General features: G+C 70.3%; 19 protein-coding genes. 11 read left to right on the forward strand and 8 right to left on the reverse strand.

The window, feature by feature from the left end; genetic code table 11:
* Window positions 1-11: 11 nt before the first annotated feature.
* The 6 genes from WA670_RS17915 to WA670_RS17940 all read right to left on the reverse strand — a co-directional run bounded on the left by WA670_RS17915 (window position 12) and on the right by WA670_RS17940 (window position 3,434).
* Entirely contained in the window at window positions 12-1,085 is a 1,074-nt protein-coding gene (locus WA670_RS17915; protein WP_336158317.1) for an ATP-dependent DNA ligase, read from the reverse strand.
* 26 nt (window positions 1,086-1,111) lie between these two features.
* A complete protein-coding gene (locus WA670_RS17920; protein WP_336158318.1) occupies window positions 1,112-1,711 on the reverse strand; it encodes an alkaline shock response membrane anchor protein AmaP in 600 nt (199 codons plus the stop codon).
* A complete protein-coding gene (locus WA670_RS17925) occupies window positions 1,711-2,244 on the reverse strand; it encodes a DUF6286 domain-containing protein (RefSeq protein ID WP_336158319.1) in 534 nt (177 codons plus the stop codon). The genes WA670_RS17920 and WA670_RS17925 overlap by 1 nt, the downstream gene beginning before the upstream one ends.
* Entirely contained in the window at window positions 2,244-2,630 is a 387-nt protein-coding gene (locus WA670_RS17930) for an Asp23/Gls24 family envelope stress response protein (protein WP_336158320.1), read from the reverse strand. The genes WA670_RS17925 and WA670_RS17930 overlap by 1 nt, the downstream gene beginning before the upstream one ends.
* Complete coding sequence (locus tag WA670_RS17935) at window positions 2,627-2,803, reverse strand: hypothetical protein (protein ID WP_009075692.1); 177 nt, start codon at window positions 2,801-2,803, stop codon at window positions 2,627-2,629. Before WA670_RS17935 ends, WA670_RS17930 begins: the two co-directional genes overlap by 4 nt.
* A 175-nt stretch (window positions 2,804-2,978) precedes the next feature.
* Window positions 2,979-3,434, reverse strand: a complete 456-nt coding sequence (locus tag WA670_RS17940; protein ID WP_336158321.1) for an Asp23/Gls24 family envelope stress response protein — start codon at window positions 3,432-3,434, stop codon at window positions 2,979-2,981.
* Window positions 3,435-4,401: 967 nt separating this feature from the next.
* Here WA670_RS17940 and zapE point away from each other — a divergent pair.
* Entirely contained in the window at window positions 4,402-5,445 is a 1,044-nt protein-coding gene (gene zapE, locus WA670_RS17945; protein ID WP_134666375.1) for a cell division protein ZapE, read from the forward strand.
* Here zapE and WA670_RS17950 read toward each other — a convergent pair.
* Window positions 5,387-5,968, reverse strand: a complete 582-nt coding sequence (locus tag WA670_RS17950; protein WP_238607474.1) for a phosphatase PAP2 family protein — start codon at window positions 5,966-5,968, stop codon at window positions 5,387-5,389. The two genes, zapE and WA670_RS17950, sit on opposite strands and share 59 nt — an antisense overlap.
* Before the next feature lie 66 nt (window positions 5,969-6,034).
* Here WA670_RS17950 and WA670_RS17955 point away from each other — a divergent pair, with 66 nt between their 5' ends.
* From WA670_RS17955 to WA670_RS17965, 3 genes are all read left to right on the forward strand, one after another.
* Entirely contained in the window at window positions 6,035-7,168 is a 1,134-nt protein-coding gene (locus WA670_RS17955; protein WP_336158322.1) for a serine hydrolase domain-containing protein, read from the forward strand.
* Window positions 7,169-7,203: 35 nt separating this feature from the next.
* Window positions 7,204-7,554 (forward strand): hypothetical protein, encoded by a 351-nt coding sequence (locus tag WA670_RS17960; RefSeq protein WP_336158323.1) that lies wholly within the window; start codon window positions 7,204-7,206, stop codon window positions 7,552-7,554.
* Window positions 7,555-7,616: 62 nt separating this feature from the next.
* Window positions 7,617-9,095, forward strand: coding sequence for a hypothetical protein (locus WA670_RS17965; protein ID WP_336158324.1), 1,479 nt, complete (start codon window positions 7,617-7,619; stop codon window positions 9,093-9,095).
* A 33-nt stretch (window positions 9,096-9,128) separates the two neighbouring features.
* Here WA670_RS17965 and rocD read toward each other — a convergent pair whose 3' ends face one another.
* Window positions 9,129-10,367, reverse strand: coding sequence for an ornithine--oxo-acid transaminase (gene rocD / locus WA670_RS17970; protein WP_037819004.1), 1,239 nt, complete (start codon window positions 10,365-10,367; stop codon window positions 9,129-9,131).
* A gap of 174 nt (window positions 10,368-10,541) precedes the next feature.
* Between rocD and WA670_RS17975 the strand changes: the two genes are divergently transcribed.
* The 7 genes from WA670_RS17975 to sthA all read left to right on the forward strand — a co-directional run bounded on the left by WA670_RS17975 (window position 10,542) and on the right by sthA (window position 21,100).
* Window positions 10,542-11,396: a PPK2 family polyphosphate kinase gene (locus WA670_RS17975; RefSeq protein ID WP_336158325.1), complete on the forward strand. Its 855-nt coding sequence runs from the start codon at window positions 10,542-10,544 to the stop codon at window positions 11,394-11,396.
* A 21-nt stretch (window positions 11,397-11,417) separates the two neighbouring features.
* A complete protein-coding gene (locus WA670_RS17980) occupies window positions 11,418-13,520 on the forward strand; it encodes a S9 family peptidase (RefSeq protein ID WP_336158326.1) in 2,103 nt (700 codons plus the stop codon).
* A gap of 253 nt (window positions 13,521-13,773) precedes the next feature.
* The gene (locus tag WA670_RS17985) at window positions 13,774-15,258 is read left to right on the forward strand and encodes a pyridoxal phosphate-dependent decarboxylase family protein (protein WP_336158327.1); all 1,485 of its coding nucleotides are present in this window, start codon (window positions 13,774-13,776) and stop codon (window positions 15,256-15,258) included.
* Window positions 15,255-16,547: a lysine N(6)-hydroxylase/L-ornithine N(5)-oxygenase family protein gene (locus tag WA670_RS17990; protein WP_336158328.1), complete on the forward strand. Its 1,293-nt coding sequence runs from the start codon at window positions 15,255-15,257 to the stop codon at window positions 16,545-16,547. The genes WA670_RS17985 and WA670_RS17990 overlap by 4 nt, the downstream gene beginning before the upstream one ends.
* The gene (locus tag WA670_RS17995) at window positions 16,544-18,337 is read left to right on the forward strand and encodes an IucA/IucC family protein (RefSeq protein WP_336158329.1); all 1,794 of its coding nucleotides are present in this window, start codon (window positions 16,544-16,546) and stop codon (window positions 18,335-18,337) included. The genes WA670_RS17990 and WA670_RS17995 overlap by 4 nt, the downstream gene beginning before the upstream one ends.
* Window positions 18,334-19,647: a glutamine synthetase gene (locus WA670_RS18000; RefSeq protein WP_336158330.1), complete on the forward strand. Its 1,314-nt coding sequence runs from the start codon at window positions 18,334-18,336 to the stop codon at window positions 19,645-19,647. Before WA670_RS17995 ends, WA670_RS18000 begins: the two co-directional genes overlap by 4 nt.
* A 22-nt stretch (window positions 19,648-19,669) precedes the next feature.
* Window positions 19,670-21,100, forward strand: coding sequence for a Si-specific NAD(P)(+) transhydrogenase (sthA, locus tag WA670_RS18005; protein ID WP_043838282.1), 1,431 nt, complete (start codon window positions 19,670-19,672; stop codon window positions 21,098-21,100).
* Window positions 21,101-21,110 lie beyond the last annotated feature (10 nt).

Raw genomic sequence — 21,110 nt, forward strand, 5'->3', positions numbered from 1 at the left:
GGCGTGTCCGGTCAGCGGGTCCGCACGACCTCGCCCCGGAACACCGCCGACAGGTCGTACCGGGCAGGCTCGTCCAGCTGCGAGTAGCCGCACGACGACGGCTCCCGGTCCGGCCGCCAGCGCGCGAACTGGGCGGTGTGGCGAAAGCGCGACGGATAGCCGCCCTCCGTGTGCTCGTACGAGACTTCCACCACGCGCTCCAGCCGCAGCGGCACCCACGGCTGTTCCTTCGACCGCCAGCGCGTGATGCCGCCCGGGATCCGCTGGCCCTCGCGGACCGCGTCGCCCAGCCACGGATGCCCTTCGCCGTCCGTGATCAACGGGGCCAGCTCCTGCGCCAGCTCGCGGCGGCGTGCGACCGGGAACGAACCGACCACGCCGACGTGGTGCAGCAGCCCGTTCTCGTCGTACAGGCCCAGCAGGAACGAGCCGACCGCCTCGCCCGGCTCGCCGTCCACGTGCCAGCGCAGGCCCGCCAGCACGCAGTCCGCGGTGCGGGAATGCTTGTACTTGAACAAAACCCGCTTGCCCGGCGAATACGGCTCGTCCAGCGGCTTGCCGATCACGCCGTCCAACCCGGCCCCTTCGAACAGCTCGAACCAGCGCCGAGCGGTCTCCGGATCGGTCGTCGCCGGCGTCAGCGCGATGCCCGAAAGGGACTCGAGACGTTCGCGGCGCGCCGACGTCGGCTCGTCCACAAACGACTCGTCGCCCAGCGCGAGCACGTCGAAAGCCACGAACTGCGCCGGCGACTGCTCGGCGAGCAGCTGGACGCGGCTGTCCGCCGGGTGGATGCGCTCGGTCAGCGCGTCGAAATCGAGCTTGCCGTCGCGGGCCACCACCAGTTCGCCGTCGAGCACGACCCGCTCCGGCAAGGATTCCCGCAGCGCAGCGAGGACTTCCGGGAAATACCGGTTCAGCGGCTTCTCCGCGCGCGACTGCAGGGTGATCTCGTCGCCGTCCCGGAAAACCAGGCAGCGGAACCCGTCCCACTTCGGTTCGAACAGCAGCCCCCCGGAATGGGGAATGGCTTTAGCCGGCTTCGCCAGCATGGGCTTGATCGGTGCCTGCACAGGGAGCGCCATGCGGGCATTCTGGGCGAAACGCGGGATCAGCGCACGCGTGCCGAGCCGGTCGTGTCGAGTTCGAGCCGCACCGCGGTCGGCAGGGTCTCGACGCCGAGCGATTCCCTGGCCCTCGTCAGCACGTACGCGTCGAGGTCTTCCCACACCCGCCGGACTTCCGCGCCCTCGGCCAGCCAGAGCGTGATCCGCAACGCCGGATCGGCAACGGTGCCCACCGAACGGACGCGAGCCCGGGTAACCCCGTCAACGCTCTCCGCGTCGGTTTGCACGGCGTTGGCCAGCGCTCCGGCCGTGACGGTGAGTTCAGCGCCGATCGTCTCGTCGAGCTTGAGGTCCGGACGGCGTTCCGGGCGCAGCGAACGGAAAAACCACCACAGGCCGAACACGAGCAGCAGCAGCCCGAGCACCACCGCACCGATCCGCGCGTACAGCGCGTGGTCGCCAAGCCAGCCGACCGCGATCGGATCGAGTACCGGCCGGTGCCCGCGGAACTGCCCGAGCCACCCCATGCCGACCACCAGCGCTCCGGCGCCAGCCAGCACACCGAGCAAGCCGACCAGGGAGGTCAGCGTGCGCTCGGCGCCGTACGAACGGCCTTGCGCGCGACGCGCCGCGGAAGCGCTCATCACCGGTCCTTCGGAGAGTCGACGACCACGGACACCTTCGGACGACGCTGCAGCGGGAGGTCGTCCAGCACCTGCGCGACGGTTTCCAACAGCCGCGGCCGCAGCTGTTCCTCGTTCTCCAGCCGGCTTGTCGCGCGCACGCGCACCCGACGGGAGCTGGCCGTCACGGACGCGCCGCGCACGTTGTCCTCCGCGCGCACCGCCAGCCCGACCAAGCGCGCGAGAGCTCGCGGCGAGGTGTTGACGGTGATGCCATCAGCGGGATCGGTCATCCGCACCGCTCGGTCGCCCGCGCCGAGGGCCAGCAACAGGAGCACGAGCCCGGCGAGCAAGACGATTCCCGCGGTGAGCCGCACTGGCGTGCTGGTCCAGTCCAGCTCGGCGATCGCGGCTTTCCACCGCGGCCACGGCACGAGCAGCGGTTCCTTGTCGGGCTGCCACCAGGCCCACCCGACCTCGAGCGCCAGCAACGCGCCGCCGGCTGCGACGGCCAGGCTGAGCAGCGTGGAGAGAAGACGGACGAGGATGCGCATCATCGCACCCTCGGCGGCACGTCCGGCAGCAACGCGGTGACCGTCACCGCGACCGAACGCACGCGATAGGAGGTGATGCGTTCGACCTCTTCGACGACCTTCTCGCGCACTTGCCCGGTCACCTCGCGCACCGGTGCCGGATAGCGCAACGCGAGATCGAGGGACAGCTCGACGTCGTTGTCCGAGCCGCCGACCTTCGCGGAGGCGCCGGTGGTCCCGGTGCTGACCCCCGCGACGCGGCGCTCAGTGCGCATCGTCCCGGGCACCTGGTCGGCGGCGTGCTGCGCGACCTTGCGGACCACGGCGTGCGCGATGGTCAGCGAACCTCGCTCGGCGGGCTCCGGAAGGTCGTTGCGGGACGGCCCTGCCTCGACCGCCTGGGTCACTTGTCTCGGCCCTTCCCGAACAGGTCGCCGAGGTCGAGTTCGCCGTCGAGGACCCGGCCGACCACGAGCCCGATGATGCCGACCGCGAAGGTCACCAGGAAAGCGGTGAATCCCTGTGTGGCGGCCAGGCCGAGAATCAGCCCGGCGAGGATCCCGGTCTGCGTAGCGTTCAACGTGCGCCCTCCTGGGATGTGCGTGCTGCGGTGATTGCTGGTGCTGCCGGTGTTCGGTTTGGCGAGCGTCTTCGCGGCTGTGGCTCACGCGGTGCTTCAGGACCGCCGCCCGGCCTGTGCCCCTGGGACCGGACGTGGGTGGGTGTCGCGGCCGACGCACCGGTCGGTCACGAGGTCATTCGACCCGGCTCGACTCGGGTTCGTCCTCTTCGCCGGGCAGGTGGACGTCGTTGACCGCGATGTTGACCTCGATCACCTCGAGCCCGGTGATCTGCTCGACGGAGGTGATGACGTTGCGCCGCACGTCGCGGGCGACCTCCGCGATGCGCGCGCCGTACTCGACGACGACATCGAGGTCGATCGCGGCCTGCTTCTCGCCGACCTCGACCGAGACGCCCGCGGTGGAGGTCGCGCCCGACCCCGGGATCCGGTCCCGGATGGCCCCGATCGCCCGCGACACCCCGCCGCCGAGCGCGTGCACCCCGGCGACCTCGCGCGTCGACAGCACCGCGATCTTCTGCACGACCAGCGACGAGATCGTGGTGCGCCCCGCGGTGTCCGTCTGGTCAGCCGCCGCCAGCGCGGAAGACGGGACAGCAGTAGGCACATCGGGCCGGTTCGCGCTCGACATGGTTCCTCGCTCCCTGTATGCGGACATGGCGCGTCCAGTGTCACCGCGAGCGGCCCGCGGCGCCGGAGACGTGCCCTCCGAAAGGACCTCCCGACCGGGCGAAAACTCACGCGGCATCCCTCGAATGGGTGAGTCGCCAGCCAGCCCGGCCCGCCCCGCGACGCACCGCATCCGACCGGCAGCCCACCTACTGACCCTCGCGCGATGGCTGCCTCGGCGGAATCGCTGCTGCCCCGCACGCCGATGACCGACCTCGCCCGCCACGATCCGCCGCTCCTGCCGGACCACGACGCAGCCCGCTCCGACACAGCGGAACGGCCGCCGCCTCGCTATTCGCGCCGGGCGGTGGCGCACCTTGATCCCACTGCCGCGGTGGCGGGCGACCTCGCAGTTTCCAGCGGCCTGGTCGCGCGGCTTGGTTCAGTACTGCGGCGAGTGGCCACTGCACCGATCTGGCCATGCCGCTTGGCCCGGTGCCCGGCCACTTCGCCGTTTGCGCCGGGCCCGGTCACGCGCCTCGGCCCAGTGCCGCGGTGCTGGGCAATCTGGCCATGCGGCCGGTCTAATCGCGCGGCTCGGATCGGCACCGTGGTGCTGGGCGGCAGCCGCCGTTTGCAGCGGCTTGGTCCACTGCTGCGGTGCCATGCCACTGCGCCGGGAAGATTCGCGTCGCTCGGTCGCTGCTGAGGTACCAGTGACCTCGCCGCTCGCGCTCGTCTGGTCAAGCGGCTGCTCCGGTGCCGCAGTCCCGGGCCGAGCCATTTCGCCACCCACCCCCCCGCAGTGCAGACCAGACCCGGCACCAAAGCGCCTGACCAGCGCCGCACCCCGGTGACAGTCACCACACGCAGCCCGCCTTACTGGCCCCCTCTGCGCCCGAAGGCGGCTCCGACCGGGGGATTTGCCCTTCCCTGCCCGGTCGAGGCGCGCCCGAGGGGCCGGGGCCGTCCGGATAGGCTCTTCCACCATGCCCGCAGCTGCGCTGACCGACCGGTTTCCCGAGCTTGGGGCCGACGAGCTGATCGCGTCCCTCGTACCGCCGCCGCGGTTTGGCGAGGCTCGGTTTTCCACTTACCTGCCCAACCCGGACGAGCCCAGCCAGGCGGCCGCGGTCGAAGCGTGTTCCGCGTTCGCTTCGCGAATCGGGGCGGCGAAGGCCAAAAAATCCCGCCTGCGGTCGCTCTTCGGCGGCGGGGCGGCGATTCCGGACGGGCCGATGGGGCTTTACCTCGACGGCGGCTTCGGCGTCGGCAAAACCCACCTCCTCGCGTCGACGTGGCACGAGACTCCTGGGCCCAAGGCGTACGGGACGTTCGTCGAGCTGACGCACCTCGTCGGCGCGCTGGGGTTCGCCAACGCGGTCGCGCGGCTGTCCGAACACCGGCTGCTGGCGATCGACGAGTTCGAGCTCGACGATCCCGGCGACACCACGCTGGTCAGCCGGCTGCTGCAGGAACTCACCGACGCGGGCGTCTACGTCGCGGCGACCTCCAACACCCTGCCGGACAAGCTCGGCGAGGGGCGGTTCGCGGCGGAGGACTTCCTGCGCGAGATCCAGGCGTTGTCGCGGCGGTTCGGCGTCGTCCGCGTCGACGGGCCCGACTACCGGCACCGCGGGCTGCCGGATGCGCCTCCGCCGGTCAGCGACGAGGAGATTGACGCTTCCGCGGCCGCGCACGAAGGGTCCACTGTGGACGAATTCAGCGCGTTGATGACGCATCTCGAGCGCCTGCACCCCTCGCGCTACGGGAAGCTGCTCGACGGGGTGCGGCGGGTCCACCTCAAGCACGTGACGCCGGTGCCGGACCAGATGGTCGGGCTTCGGCTGGTCGCGTTGGCGGACCGGCTGTACGACCGGGCGATTCCGGTCGTCGTGTCCGGCGTGCCGCTGCCCGAACTGTTCGGCGAGGAGATGCTGAACGGCGGCTACCGCAAGAAGTACCTGCGTGCGATCAGCCGGTTGACGGCTCTCGCGCGCGACGCGGTGACAGCGCCGCCCGCAGCGCGGTGACCACTGCGGGGGCGAAGCAGACGCCGCCGACGATGTCGGTCAGGTAGTGGTAGCCGAGGCCGATCATGCCGATGGCTGCGCAGCAGACCAGTACTGCGCCGACCGCAACGGCGACAGCCTTGAACCGCACCAGCAGCACTATGACGGTCAGCACGGCTAGCAGGCTGACGGTGTGGCCGCTGGGGTAGGCGAGCGTGCCGCCTTTCCAGCGGTCGAAGGCGGGTTTCAGCACCCAACTATTGAGCGCGATGGCGACGAGTGGGCCTGCCACGGCGAGTAGTGCGTCCAGGCGATTGCGTTGGTAGAGGCAGATGCCGGCGATGACGACGACGGCCGGGATGAGCACGTACGGCTCGGTGGGCAGCACGAGTGTGTTGAGCAGGGCCGGGCTCAGCGTCGAGGCGTACCTCTCGGTCCATTGGTCCACTGTGCCCGGCGCGTAGGGCGCGACTAGCAGTCCCAACGCAAGCGTGGCGAGCGCGCAGAGCGCGGCGAAGAGGGCGAGAGTCCGCCTGGCGGTCACAGACCGGAGCCTAGTCACATTCACCGCGGCGCGCGGGTCCTTCTTTCGACACTGATTGGAGGGCTGATGGGGGACACCGAAATCCACGGGACTGTCGCGGACGGCTTCGAGGCGGTCCGCGAGGAGTTCGTCACCGCGGCTGAGGCGAGTGCGGGCGTGCAGTTGGCGGTTCGCGTGCACGGGCGGCTGGTGGTTGATCTCTGGGCGGGCGACGTCACGGGCGAGACGCTGACCGGCGTCTATTCCTCGACCAAGGGGGCGACCACGCTGGTGGTGGCGTTGCTCGTCCAGGACGGCGTGCTGGACATGGACGAGCCGGTCGCGCGCCACTGGCCGGAGTTCGCCGCTGCGGGCAAGGGCGGGATCACGGTGCGCGACGTGCTGACCCATCGTTCCGGCGTGATCGGGGCGGAGGGCGGGCTGTCCGCCGAGGAGCTCGCGGACGATCGGGTGATCGCGCGACGGCTGGCCGGGCAGCGGCCGTTCTGGCGGCCGGGATCTGCTTACGGCTACAGCGGATTCGCCGGGTTCTCGATCGTCGCGGAGGTGGTCCGGCGGGTCACCGGGCGGTCGGTGCAGGAGCATTTCGAGACGCGGATCAGGGAGCAGTACGGCTTGGACCTGTACCTGGGATTGCCCGAGCAGGAGGATCACCGGTACCGCGCGGTGCTGGCGGGGGAGGCCAGCGCCGAGGAACTCGCGGCGTTCCAGGCGTACGTCCCGAGTCCGTACAGCTTGGGCGGCATCGGCTACGGGCTCGATTCGACGCCGCCGCTTGATCAGGTGGCGTTCGTCAACACGCGGCAGGTGCGGGCGCTCGGGCAGGTTTCCGCTGGTGGGGTCGGCAGCGCGCGGGGGCTGGCTGGGCTGTACGCGGCTGCGGTGTCCGGTTTGGACGGACGGCCGCCGCTGCTCGAACCTGGCACGCTCGGCGAGTTCGCGATGCTTCATTCCACCGGCCACGACCTGGTGGCGGGGGACGCGGGCCAGTACGCGCTCGGGTTTCAGGCGAAGGGGTTGCGGTATCCGTTCCTCAGCGCGAATGCGTTCGGGCACAACGGATCTGCCGGGTCCGAGTCCTTTGTGGATCCGCGCAGCGGCATCGCGTTCGGGTACACGCGGCGGCAGTTCTCCGCGACCTGGTCCTATCCCGAACACGACCGGCTGGCTGCGGCAGTCCACGCGGCGGCCAGCCGGTGAGCGCTGGGTAACCGCCGTGATGCGATGCTTGTCCCATGTCGCTGTTCTCGCGCCGTCCGGCCGAAACCCCGTCCGGCCCGTTCCGCTTCCGGATCTCCGAGATCTACCAGATCCCGACGCGCGGCATCGTGGTTACCGGCACGGTCACCGACGGCACGGTCCAGGTCGGCGCGAACGCGGTGGTGCAGATGCCCGGCGGCGCCCGCCAGGTCGTGGTGACGAGGATCGAAACTGCCCGCCGCAAACGGCAGTCCGCGGAAGCCGGTGCCGAGGCCGGGCTCTACCTGTCCGGTCTCAGCGCCGGCGACATCCCGACCGTGCCGGGCGGCGACGGGCAGCAGCAGGACAACAACGCGTTGAGCGGCGTCGAGGTGACCTCGGCCTGAGCGGACACTCTGTGTGAGCATTACCTCTGGCGTCTTCACGCGGAGTGCAGTAAACACCCATTGTGCTCAATTCACCCGAACCGCGGCGGTCGCCGGTGATCCGGCTGATCCGGTTCCTGCGGCTGGGGTACGCGGTGCCGCTCGGGCTCGCGATCGCGGGCGTCGTCGGCGGGTTCGTCCTCGATTACGGCTGGTACGTCGCGGCCGGGTCGGTCGGCGTCAGCCTCACCATCATGGTGCTGATCCTCGGCAGCATCGCCCGGTCGCTGCACGGGACCGCGTCCCCGCAGAGCAGGCGGTTCGTCCAGAAGCACGGCGATCGCGCGCTCGCCAAGATCGAACGCTTGAAGACGACTGGGACGCAGGTCAACGACGCCTATGTGACCGAGTTGAAGCTGGTCGTCGCGCCGCCGGACGAGGCCGCGTACCGGGCGACGGCTCGGGAGTTGATCCATCCGGTGCGGTCCGCGGCGTATCAGCCGGGCACGGTCGTCGTGGTCAAGCAGAGTCCGCGGTACGCCGGGGTGGTCGTGGTGGATGCCGATCCGCCGCGGGAATGGACTGAGCGGCCGTGGCAGGTCGGGGTCGTCGGCGAGGAACGCATGCCGGAACCCGAAGCGCGGCAAGGGAATGTCGTCGGACGCCTGGCGATGACGGTGGTGAGCGCGGTGGTCATCGCGGCGGCGCTGCTGGTGCCGATCCGTGACGACGTCCTCGGCCAGCTTCTCTCCCCGCCGAACTTGTTCACTGCGGAAGATTTGCGCGCTGGAGTGGCGAAACTGTCCGCCGAGAGTGAGCGTTTCGAGGACCTGACAGTGGAATCGGACCAGTTGCGCGCCACCGTTCCCGGCGCGTACCTCAGTTATCGCGGCGGCACGGTCAAACGCGACTCGATCAGCACTGGCGAGCCGGACAAGCAATTCGCCGCGAAGGAGGTCGATTTCGCCGCGATACCCGGCCTCGTCGCGAGTTTCGGCGGCGACCCGGCGGACGCTCGCGTGAGCATCCGCCGCGAGGACGTCGGGATCACCATGACAGTCCGGTCGGCCAACGACAGCGACCGGCAGTTGGTCGCGGACGCGAAGGGCGTACCGGCGCTCACCGTGGATGCGTTCACCGAGAAGGGTTTCCGACAGGTCGCCGAGTTGCTGACCAAGCTGAGCGGCCGTCCGGAAGCGTACGAGGCGATCATCCGGACCGACCACGTCGAGTTCCAAGTGCCTGGCCCGGGTCCGGGCACTTCGGACGACTACGACTGGTATCGCGGCCGTCTCGTCGAACACCGGCCCTCACCGATCCAGCCGGATCCGGGCACACCGCTGTTCGCGTTGTCGAAGCTGTCGCCGAAAGCGCTGCCCGCGATTCTCGCGAAGGTGGACGAGCGCATGCCCGGCTTTCCTCGCGACAAGATTTCGGTGGCGCTCAGGGAAAACGACGGAACGTGGAGCCTGACCACGTCCGTCGAGGACGAGTACGGCCGCGGCATCGAGGTGACCGCGTCGCCGGACGGGTCGACGGTCGCGGTGATGCCCACCCGGTGACCGCCGCCCGGAAAACGGCGGTCACCGAGCAGGTCAGCCGCGCACGACCTGGGCGATCGCGTCGATGCCGCGGTCCAGTTCGGCTTCGGTGATCACCAGCGGCGGCGCGACGCGCAGCGTGCGGTCGTGCGTTTCCTTGCACAGCACGCCCAACCCGGCCAACGCCTCGGACGCCGCTCGTCCGGTCGGACCGCCCGGCGCGATGTCGACGCCTGCCCACAGACCGCGTCCGCGCACCTCCGAGACGCCGTCGCCGACCAGCTTCGCCAGCCGTTCGTGCAGGTGCGCGCCGAGTTCGGTGGACCGCTTCTGGTACTCGCCGGTCTGCAGCATCCGCACGACGGCGCGGCCGACCGCGCAAGCCAGCGGGTTGCCGCCGAAGGTCGAGCCGTGTTCGCCGGGCTTCAGCACGCCCAGCACGTCGCGGCTGCCGACCACCGCCGACACCGGGACGATGCCGCCGCCGAGGGCCTTGCCCAGCGTGTACAGGTCAGCGCGGACGCCTTCGTGCTCCAGCGCCAGCACAGTGCCGGTGCGGGCGAGACCGGACTGGATCTCGTCGGCGATCATCAGCACGTTGTTCTCGTCGCACAGCCGTCGCACCGCGGCGAAGAACCCTTCGGGCGGCACGACGACGCCTGCCTCGCCCTGGATCGGCTCCATCAGCACGGCTGCGGTGCGCGGCGTGATGGCTGCCTTCAACGCTTCGGCGTCGCCGTACGGCACCTGGACGAAGCCCGGCGTGAAGGGGCCGTAGTCGGCGCGCGCGGTTTCGTCGTCGGAGAACGAGACGATGGTGGTGGTGCGGCCGTGGAAGTTCGACGCCGCGACCACGATTTCCGCCGTGCCCGCCGGAACGCCCTTGACCTGGTACGCCCACTTGCGCGCGACCTTCACCGCGGACTCCACGGCCTCGGCCCCGGAGTTCATCGGCAGCACCATCTCGGTCCCGGTCAGCTCGGCGAGCTCGCGGCAGAACAGGCCCAGCTGGTCGTGGTGGAAGGCGCGGGAGGTGAGCGTGACGCGGCCCAGCTGCTCGGTCGCGGCGGCGATCAGCTCGGGGTTGCGGTGGCCGAAGTTGAGCGCGGAGTAGCCGGACAGGAAGTCCAGATAGGACTTGCCGGCCACGTCGGTCACCGAAGCGCCCTCGGCTTCGGCGATCACGACCGGCAGCGGATGGTAGTTGTGCGTGCTCCATTGCTCGTCGAGCGCGATGAAGCCGTCGGAGGAGGAGGGACGCGCGGTGCCGGCAGGCTGGACGGACGCTGTCATGCGTTCAGGCTAGAGGCCGTTCGCGGGGAGTTCAGCCGGGAAACGTTGCTTTCCCCCGTCGTTCGTTGCGCAATCGAGGGGTCTTGCCGGCGATTCGCTGCGGCGCTCGCTCGACCGGATGACACCGGCGGAGAGGTCCCCGGGATTGTCAGTGCCCGCGGTTATCGTCCCGGGATGGCGAAGAAGCAGCAGAACGGAAACCGGGTCCGCGACGCGCTCCGGGCGGGCGGCGAGCTGCCGGACCCGGCTTCGTCGCCGGTGGGGCCGGAAAAGAAGGCGAAGGGCGGCAAGAAACTCGAGTCCGCCGGGGAACAGCTGGCCGGGTTGCAGGAGGCGCTGTACGCGGAGGGCATCGGCGGCGGCGCCCGCAGCGTGCTGCTCGTGTTGCAGGGCATGGACACTTCCGGCAAGGGCGGCACCGTCGGGCACGTGCTCGGCCTGGTGAACCCGATGGGCGTGCAGTACGCCGGGTTCAAGAAGCCGACGGCCGCCGAGCTGAAGCACGACTTCCTGTGGCGCATCCGCAAGAAGCTCCCGTCGCCCGGCCACCTCGGCGTGTTCGACCGCTCGCATTACGAGGACGTGCTCGTGCCGCGCGTGCTCGGCCAGCTCCCCGCGGCCGAGCGACGGAAGCGCTACACGCAGATCAACGCGTTCGAGAAGGAACTGACCGACAGCGGCACCGCCGTGGTGAAGGTGTTCCTGCACATCTCGCCGGAGGAGCAGCTTCGCCGGCTCACCGCGCGGCTGGACCGGCCCGAGAAGCGGTGGAAGTTCGACCCGTCGGACATCGACGCGCGACGGCAGTGGCCCGCGTATCAGAAGGCGTACGCCGACGTGTTGAAGCGCACGTCGACCGCGCACGCTCCGTGGTACGTCGTGCCAGCCGACCGCAAGTGGTACCGGAATTGGGCAGTTGCGGAGCTGCTGGTCGAGACGCTGACCGACATGGACCCGCAGTTCCCGGAGCCGACCTATGACGTCGAAGAGCAGCGGGCCGCGCTGCAGGGTGTTGGCGTGTCCGGCTGATCATCTGAAAGAGTGCTGGTCGTGACCGATTCTGCACTCGACGACGTTCCGTTCCTCCGCCAGCAGGCCCGCACCCAGCGGTTCACTCTCGGCGCGCCCAAGCAGTTCCGGGTCGCCCCCGACGGTTCGCGGGTGCTGTTCCTGCGCAGCGCCACCGGCGCCGACCCGCGGCACAGCCTGTGGTCGTTCGACCTCGCGACCGGCGAGGAGACGAAGCTGATCGACGCGGCCGAGCTGGTGTCCGGCGACGAGGACCTACCGCCGGAGGAGCGGGCGCGCCGCGAACGGGCCCGGGAGACCGGCGGCGGCGTGGTGGCCTTCGGCGTCGACGACGCGTTCACCGTCGTCACGTTCACGCTGTCGGGCAAGCTGTACACGCTCGACCTCGCGACCGGCGAGACGCGCATCCTGGTCGACGGGTCCGTGATCGACCCGCGGCCGAACCCGACCGGCACGCACGTCGCGTACGTGCGCGAGCGGCGGCTGCACGTGATCGAACTGGCGACCGGCGAAGACCGCGTGCTCGTGGGCGAGGACGACGAGGACGTCACCTGGGGGCTCGCGGAGTTCATCGCGGGCGAGGAAATGGACCGCACGCGCGGCTACTGGTGGGCGCCGGACGGGCGCAGCGTGATCGTGGAGCGCGCGGACCGCGGCCCGGTGCCGCGCTGGACGATCGGCGACCCGGCGAACCCGCAGCAGCCGGCGAACGTCGTGGCGTACCCGGCGGCGGGCTCGCCGAACGCCGAGGTGTCGCTGGCCGTGCTGAGCCTGGACGGCAGCCGCGTCGACGTGGCGCCAGGCGACTGGGAGTACCTGGTCACGGTGCACTGGTCGGCGGGCGGGCAGCCGCTGCTGGCCGTGCAGCCGCGGGACCAGAAGCGGCTGACGGTGCTCGCGCTGGATCCGTCTGACGGTTCGGTCGCCCAGGTGCACACCGAGACCGACGAGCACTGGGTCGAGATCTTCCAGGGCGTGCCCGCGTGGACCGCGGACGGCAAGCTGGTGGTGGAAAGCGCGGCGGACGGCGATCACCGGCTCCTGGTGGACGGCGAGCCGGTCACGCCGCCGGGCATGCAGCTGCGGATGGTGCTGCACGTCGGCGAGGAAATCCTGTTCACCGCTTCGGAAAGCGACCCGACGCAGATTCACCTGTACCGCACCGAAGACGGCAAGGTGCGGCGACTGTCCACAACGGATGGTGTGCACGTCGGTTCGGGAAGCGCGGCTCTCACAGTGCTTTCTTCGTGGAGTCTCGACCACAGCGGCCCGAAGGTGACCGTGCTGCGGGACGGTGCCGAGGCGGGGTCGATCGCATCGTCCACTGTGGACCCGGAGATCGTCCCGAACCTGACCTGGCTCACTCTCGGCGAACGCCAGCTGCGCGCGGCGTTGGTGCTGCCGCGCGGATACGAGCCCGACGAGGGCAAGCTGCCGGTCCTCCTCGACCCGTACGGCGGCCCGCACGCGCAGCGGGTTCTCCAGAGCCGCAACGCTTTCCTCACCCCGCAGTGGCTTGCCGACCAGGGTTTCGCCGTGCTGGTCGTGGACGGTCGCGGGTCGCCCGGGCGCGGACCGGCGTGGGAGAAGGAGATCGCGGGCAAGCTCGCCGACGTCACGCTGGCCGACCAGGTCGACGCCCTGCACGCGGCCGCCGCGGCGTACCCCGAACTGGACCTCGAGCGCGTCGCGATCCGCGGCTGGTCCTATGGCGGCTACCTCTCCGCGCTCGCCGTGCTGCGGCGGCCGGACGTGTTCCACGCGGCGGTCGCGGGCGCGCCGGTCACCGACTGGTCGCTGTACGACACCCACTACACCGAGCGTTACCTCGGCAAGCCGGACGACGAACCGGAAAGCTACGAGCACAACTCGCTCATCGCGAGTGCCGGTTCGCTCGAACGGGCGCTGCTGATCGTGCACGGCCTCGCCGACGACAACGTCTTCCCGGCGCACGCGTTGCGGCTTTCCTCGGCGTTGCTGGCGAAGGGCCGCGCGCACGGCTTCCTGCCGCTCGCGGGCGCGACGCACATGACGCCGCAGGCCGAGGAGGTCGCGGAGAACCTCATGCGCACCCAGGTCGAGTGGATCCACCGGGAACTGGCCGCTCTCGGGAAGGAGGGCTGAGGTTCGTCGATCCCGGACGATGCCGTGGACTCGCCGGTGCAGTCCTCTGTGGACAACGGGCTGACCACGCCTGTGCTCGCGGTGCAGGTGTGCGGGCTGGCTCCGTCGCGCTGACTCCTGCCTTGAAACGGCCGGTGCTCCCCAAGGGGGCACCGGCCGTTTTGCTGCCGCGCGGGCCCCGCTCGCAGCGTGCCGGTGGGTATCCGTATTGTTGCGCAGGGTAAGGCAAGGTTACCCTAAGAAAGGCGGTTCCATGGCGGATGCGCCCTCAGCGCCGACGGCCTCGTCCGGCGTGGCTTCGGCGGAGTGGCTCGCGGGCGGCCCCGGCGGTGCGGACCGGCTGGCCCAGCTGCTTCCGGCGGCGCTGCGCGGGATGGCGGCGGGCACGGCCGAACGCGGCGGTCCGGTTCCGGCAGGCGGCCCGGCCGCGGTGGCGGCGACCCTCGCCCGCACCCTGTCCGCCGACGGGCTCCCTCGGCACGGGGTGGGCGCCGAACAAGCCCTGGAAGAGCTTTCCGCCCTGCTCGCCGCCGGATCCGCCGACCCGGGCGACCCGGCGTGCGCCGCGCATCTGCACTGCCCGCCGCTGGCCGTTTCCGTCGCCGCGGACGTCGTCGCCTCCGCGCTGAACCCGTCGATGGACTCCTGGGACCAGGCCCCGGTCGCGAGCGAGATCGAGCGCGAGTTCGCCACCGGGATCGCCCGGCTCTGCTACCCGGACGCCGCTCGCCCGGACGCCGTCATCACCTCCGGCGGCACCGAATCCAACCTTCTCGGCCTCCTGCTCGCCCGGGAATCCGCGGTCACCCGCCCGGTTTGCGGGGCTAATTCGCACCACAGCGTCGCCCGCGCGGCATGGCTGCTCGGACTGCCCTCGCCGGTCGTAGTGCCGTGCGTCGACGACAGGATGGTCCCGTCCGCGCTGGCCGAGGCGTTGGCACCGCTCGGCGCGCAGGCCGTGGTCGTCGCGACCGCCGGCACCACCAACACCGGCCGGATCGACCCGTTGCCGGAGATCGCCGAAATCTGCCGCCGGACCGGTGCGCGGCTGCACGTCGACGCGGCGTACGGCGGTCTCGCGCTCTGCAGCGAAACCCTTCGCTCGCGCGTCGCCGGTCTGGAACTGGCCGATTCAGTCGCGCTTGACCTGCACAAATTCGGCTGGCAACCGGTGGCCGCCGGCGTCTTCGCCGCGCGCGGGGAGGCCGATCTGCAGGCGCTCACCGTCCGCGCCGAGTACCTCAACGCCGACGACGACACCGAAGCCGGACTGCCTGATCTGCTCGGCCGTTCGCTGCGCACGTCCCGGCGGCCGGACGCGTTCCGGATGGCGGTCACGCTGCGCGCGCTCGGCACGGCCGGGATCGGGGCGCTCGTGGAACGCTGCTGTGCCAACGCTTCCGGCGTGCACGCGATGGTCGAGGACCATCCGGCGCTGCGATCGTGGGGCCCGCCCGAACTGTCCACAGTGGTCTTCCGTCCGGTGGCGGCGGACGGAGCGGCCGGAGACGAGCTGGTCGCGCAGGTGCGCCGCACGCTTCTCGAGGACGGCACCGCGGTGATCGGTCGCGGCTCGTTGCCGACCGGACCGGACGGCGAGGCGCAGCTGTGGCTCAAGCTCACCCTCCTGCATCCGCACACCCGACCCGCCGACTACCGCGCGCTGCTCGACGCGGTGGCCACGGTCGCGGCGGACCTGCGCACGAGCGTCACGCGGGAAAGCCCGGTCGCGTCGTGAGGCGTTACGACGTCGCCGGGGTCGGGATCGGGCCGTTCAACCTGTCTTTGGCCGCGTTGGCGGATCCGCTCGACCAGTTGGAAGTCGTGCTGTTCGACGCGCGTCCCGAGTTCCGCTGGCACCCCGGGCTGCTGCTGGACGGCGCGACGCTGCAGGTGCCGTTCCTCGCCGACCTGGTGACGCTTGTCGACCCGACCAACCGCCATTCGTTCCTCAACTACCTGCGCGAACGCGGCCGGTTGCTGCCGTTCTACTTCGCCGAGCGGTTCCATCTGCCGCGCGCCGAGTACGACGACTACGGCCGCTGGGCAGCGTCCCGGCTGCCGTCGTGCCGGTTCGGGCACGAGGTCACCGGCTTGCGCTGGATCGACCGCGAAGAGGCGTTCGAGCTGACCGTCGAGGGTGCGGAACCGGTGCTGGCGGCGGCGGTCGTGCTCGGCGTCGGGACGCAGCCGAGCGTGCCGGAACCGTTGCAGCCGTTGGTTTCCGCGCCCGACGTGCTTGCGCTGCATTCCTCGGACTACCTCACGCATCGGCCGGAGTTGATCGCTGCGGATTCGGTGATGGTGGTCGGCTCCGGGCAGTCGGGTGCGGAGGTGTTTCTCGATCTGCTGCGTGCACGATCCACTGTGGACGGTCTTCGGTGGCTCGCGCGGACACCGGCGTTCGCGCCGATGGAGTACTCGAAGCTCGGCCTGGAGCAGTTCACTCCCGACTACACGGCGTACTTCCACGGCCTTCCAGAAGCGGTCCGGGACCAGCTTCTCCCCACGCAATGGCAGCTGTACCAAGGGATCGACGCCGAGACGATGGCGGAGATCCACGACGAGCTCTACCGCCGGAGCATCGGCAGCGGCTGGCCGGGTGCGGTGCTGACGCCGGGCGTCGAGGTGGTGTCCGCGACGTTCGGCGACAGGATCGAACTGGGACTGCGCCACGTCCAGCAAGGAACGACCGCGACGCACCGGACGTCCGCGGTGGTGGCTGCTACCGGGTACGCGGAAACGCCGACCGGGCCGTTGCTGCAAGGACTTGGCGAAGCGGTTCGCCGGGACGCGCAGGGGCGGCTCGTGATCGGTGCTGACTATCGGGTCGAACTCGACCTGCCGGGGCCGTTGTTCGTGCAGAACGCGGAACGGCACACGCACGGTCCCGGCGCGCCGGATCTCGGCCTCGGCGCGTGGCGGGCGGCGGCGATTCTCAACGCCGTATGCGGAAAACCGGTGTACGACCTGCCCGAGCGGACGGCGTTCACCACGTTCGGCCTCGACCAGACGGAGGACCTGTGACCCTGACCGATGACGCTGCTTGGCGGGCCGCTGGCTCGCTCGTCACGCACAAAATGCTCGGCGAGTTGTCCTACGAAGCGATGCTGGTGCCGGAGCCCGGCGAACCGACGCGGGCCGGACACCGCAGCTGGCAGCTCGACCTGCCCGACGCCGTTTCGTACCGTTTCGAAGCCCGCCGAGGCGCGTTCGAGTCGTGGACAGTGTTGCCCGGCAGCGCAATCCGGAGCGCCAACGGTGTGGAGACTCCGGTGGACGACCCGCGCACGTTGATCGTCGACGCGCGCGAACGGCTCGGTCTCACTGGTCTGCGGTTGGCGGACGTCCTCGCCGAGCTGACCTCGACGGTCGCCAACGAGGCAACCCGGTTGCGCCGCGCACCGACAGCCGCCGAACTGTCCACGATGGACTACAACCTCGCCGACGGGCACCTCACCGGCCACCCCCGGTTGGTGCTCAACAAGGGCCGCGTCGGGTTTTCCGCCCCCGACCGTGCCCGTTACGCGCCCGAATCCGGCGCCGACATCCGGTTGCGCTGGTACGCCGTGCACCGGGATCTCGCGCAGTTCCGCAGCGTGGCCGGGCTCGACGCGGAAACCCTGCTGCGCGAGGAACTGGACGACCAGACCCGCGCCGAGTTCACCGCCCGCACGGCCCAGCTCGGCGCTCCCGCCGACTACGTCTGGGTGCCGGTGCATCCTTGGCAGGCCGACGAAATCATCGGCACGCTCTACGCCGCCGAGCTGGCGACCGGCCGGATGGCCGAGCTGGGGGAGAGCAGCGACGTCTACCGTCCACATCAGACAGTCCGGACCCTCGCCAACCGCTCCCGGCCAGACCGCCGCGACGTGAAAACCGCCGTCTCCGTGCGCAACACGCTCGTCTACCGCGGTCTGAACTCCGCGGCGACGCTCGCCGGGCCGTCGGTCACCGAATGGCTGCGCGGGATCGACGCGGCGGATCCGTTGCTGTCCGAGAAATACCGTTTCGAGCTGCTCGGCGAGGTGGCGAGCGTGTCGGTCCAGCATCCGCTGTTCGGCTCGCTGGAGGAACTGCCGTACCGGTTCCACGAAACGCTCGGTGCGCTGTGGCGCGAGCCCCTCGTCGTCCGGCTCGGCGAGGGGGAGCAGGCGATCTCGTTCGCCGCGCTGCCGTACCGCGATGCCGCTGGCGAGACCGTGCTGACCAGGCTGATCGCGCAGTCCGGCGACGGTGTGGAGGCGTGGCTGTCCAGGCTGTTCGATCTGCTGCTCACGCCGTTGCTGCACTGGCTGCTCCAGTACGGCGTCGGATTCTGCCCGCACGGCCAGAATCTTGTGCTCGTGGTGGACGCGGACGGCCGCCCGCTGCGCATCGCGATCAAGGATTTCGCCCAGGGCGTCGACCTGCTGGACGAGGAACTGCCCTGCTATGCGGATCTTCCGCCGGACGCCGCCGCCGACATGCTGCGCTGGCCCGCGCACCTGCTCGCGCAGTCGCTGTTCAGCTCGGTTTTCTCCGGGCAGCTGCGGTTCTGGGCGGAACTGCTGCTGGACGATCTCGGATTGGCGCGCGGTGACTTCTGGGCGCTGGTGCGCGAGGTCGTCGGCCGCTACCGCGACGAAAACCCCGAGGTGGCCGAGCGATTCGACGCCTGTCGGTTGTTCGCGGCCGACGTCGAGCGGGTCACGCTCAACCGTGAGCATCTCGCCGGACAGGGCTTCGACAAGGTGGAACGCGACGACGAGTTCGACGTCCGCTGGGGTCGCGTGCCGAACCCCTTGCACGCGCCCGATCCGGACGGTGCCTGGTGAACCCGTTCGACCGTCCGGTCGGGCCGAGGTCGCTGGCCGTGCGCGCCGAGGCGGGTACGGCGGCGGCTGAGGTGCTGCGTCGAGTGCTCGCCGAGGACAGTGCTCGGCTGGTGCTTCTGGTGCCCGATCCGCACGCGCGGTTCGCGGCCGTCGAGCTGGCCGCGCCGTTCGCCGCTGAGGTGGTGGACAGCGGATACGGCGTGTGCAGCTACGTCTTCGCTTGGACGCCGGAGCGTGAGCCGCTGCCGGAGACCGGCGCGCTGAAGCCGTATCTCGGCGGGTTCGGCGATTTGCGCGTGCAGCTCGACGCGGCGACAGCGTTTCCGCTCGGCGACCAGACGTGGGCAGTGGTCGGGGACGCGGAGTTTCCGTCCGGCGAACCGGCTGGGCTCGCGCCGCGGACGGTGTTGCGGACGCAGCTGGCGCGCTTGGAGGAGCACGGGCTGGTTCCGTCGATCGGAATCGAACACGAGGTGGTTTTCCGTAGCCTCGCAGGAGAACCACTCACACGACACGGCGTGGACTACGCCCTCGGCGGCACCGAAGGGCTCGCTCCGCTGCTGGCGGATCTGCGGTCGGCGACGGCTGGTCTCGGCGTGGAATCGGCGCGGGCGGAGTGTCATCCGGGGCAGTACGAGGTTGTCCTGCGGCATCGCGACGCGCTCGCGGCCTGCGACGACGCGTTGCTGCTGCAGACGGTGACCCGGCGGGTGGCCACCCAGCACGGTGCGCAAGCCGACTACCTCGCCGCGCCGGAACCCGGTCAGGGGAATTCGTGCCACGTCCATCTGTCACTGTCTACTTCGGACGGACCGGTCGGGTTTCCGTTCGCGCTGGGGGCTTTTCTGGCCGGAGTGCTGCGGGACGCACGATCGTTGTCCGCGGTGTGGGCACCGACGTGGAACAGCTACGTCCGGCTGCGCACCGCTCCGTTCTCGCCGCGTGAACTGCGGTGGGGACCGGACGACCGGACGGCTTCGGTCCGGTTGTGCGGGACGTCCTCCGCACCGCGGTTGGAATTCCGCTTCGCAGGCGCGGACGCCCAGCCGCACCTCGTCGTCGCCGCATTGATCGCTGCCGGTACCGCTGGCCTGGCCGAACAGCTGTCGCCACCTGACGCGGGTGCGCTGTGCGGACAGCTGGCGTCGTCGCCGTGGGAGGCACTGGCGCTGCTGGAGAGGGGGCGGTTCGCGGAGTTGCTGGGGGAGGACGTCGCCGCGCAACAGGCCGCGTTGCTGCGCGAGGAGCTCGACGCCGCGCTCGGCTCGGTCACCGATCTGCACCGCCGCCGGGGCGCCTTGCGCTCGTGAGGACTTGCGCCGACCGGCGCTGATGCGCAGGCTCGGGTCCGTGAGCGAATACGAGTACGACCTCATCGTCATCGGCTCGGGCCCGGGAGGGCAGAAAGCCGCCATCGCGGCGGCGAAACTGGGGAAGAAAGTCGCCGTCGTCGACCGGCACGACATGGTCGGCGGCGTCTGCGTCAACACGGGCACCATCCCGTCCAAGACGCTGCGCGAAGCCGTGCTGTACCTGACCGGGATGAACCAGCGCGAGCTGTACGGCGCGAGCTACCGGGTGAAACAGGACATCACCATCGCGGACCTGATGGCGCGCACGCAGCACGTCATCGGGCGCGAGGTGCAGGTGGTGCGCGCGCAGCTGCTGCGCAACCACGTCGACCTGATCGGCGGCGTCGGCTCGTTCGCCGACCCGCACACAGTCCTGGTCGACGGCAAACACCGCGGCGACCGGCGCACCATCACCGGCCACTACGTCGTGATCGCGACCGGCACCCGTCCCGCGCGCCCGGACCACGTCGACTTCGACGCCGCGCGCGTGCTCGACTCCGACGAGATCTTGGCGATGGAGGCGATCCCGTCCTCGCTGGTCGTGGTGGGCGCGGGGGTGATCGGGATCGAGTACGCGTCGATGTTCGCCGCGCTCGGTTCGCGGGTGACGGTGGTCGAGCAGCGCGACCAGATGCTCGACTTCTGCGACCCGGAGATCGTGGAATCGCTGAAGTTCCAGCTGCGCGACCTCGGCGTCACGTTCCGGTTCGGGGAGAAGGTCGCGAACGTCGCGGTCTCCGACGACGCCACCGTGACGACCCTGGTCAGCGGCAAGCGGATCCCGGCGGACGCGGTGATGTACTCGGCCGGGCGGCAGGGCATGACCGGCGCGCTGGCGCTGGAGAACGCCGGTCTGACCGCGGACCGCCGCGGGCGCTTGGAGGTCGACGAGCACTATCGGACGTCGGTCGAGCACGTGTACGCGGTCGGCGACGTGATCGGGTTCCCGGCGCTGGCGGCGACGTCGATGGACCAGGGCCGGCTCGCCGCGTACCACGCGTTCGGCGAACCGGCGAACGACATCGGCGCGTTGCAGCCGATCGGGATCTACACGATCCCGGAGATCTCGTACGTCGGCGCGACCGAGGCGCAGCTGACGTCGTCTTCGGTGCCGTACGAGGTCGGTATCGCGCGGTATCGGGAGCTGGCGCGCGGCCAGATTTCCGGGGACAGCTACGGGATGCTGAAGCTGCTGGTGTCGACGGCGGACCGGAAGTTGTTGGGAGTGCACGTCTTCGGCACCGGCGCGACGGATCTCGTCCACATCGGCCAGGCGGTGATGGGCTGCGGCGGGACGGTGGATTACCTGGTGGACGCGGTCTTCAACTATCCGACGCTGTCCGAGGCGTACAAGGTCGCGGCTCTCGACGCGACGAACAAGATCCGCGCGCTGGAGCGGTTCGGCGGCTGAGCCCGCACCT

The sequence above is a fragment of the Amycolatopsis sp. VC5-11 genome (assembly GCF_037034185.1).
GTDB classification, from domain to species: Bacteria; Actinomycetota; Actinomycetes; order Mycobacteriales; family Pseudonocardiaceae; genus Amycolatopsis; species Amycolatopsis nivea.